Genomic DNA, 383 nt, shown 5'->3' on the forward strand with positions numbered 1-383 from the left:
CCCATCAACTGGTTCAGCTGGTCTTGGTTGGGAAGTTTGGCTTGACGGAATGGAAATCACTCAGTTCACTTATTTCCAACAAGTCGGTGGATTGGCAACTGGCCCTGTGACTGCGGAAGTTACCTATGGTTTGGAGCGCTTGGCTTCTTACATTCAAGAAGTAGACTCTGTCTATGATATCGAGTGGGCTGATGGTGTAAAATACGGAGAAATCTTTATCCAGCCTGAGTATGAGCACTCAAAATATTCATTTGAAATTTCGGACCAAGAAATGTTGCTTGAAAACTTTGATAAGTTTGAAAAAGAAGCTGGTCGTGCATTAGAAGAAGGCTTGGTACATCCTGCCTATGACTATGTTCTCAAATGTTCACATACCTTTAATC

Annotated in this window: 1 protein-coding gene; it reads left to right on the forward strand. The window is 42.0% G+C overall.

From position 1 onward, the window contains the following. Positions 1 to 383, forward strand: a 383-nt coding sequence (locus tag GO615_RS28505; protein WP_169133130.1) for a glycine--tRNA ligase subunit alpha, incomplete at both ends; no start/stop codon positions are given.

This window comes from Aromatoleum evansii (genome assembly GCF_012910805.1).
Classification (GTDB): domain Bacteria; phylum Pseudomonadota; class Gammaproteobacteria; order Burkholderiales; family Rhodocyclaceae; genus Aromatoleum; species Aromatoleum evansii.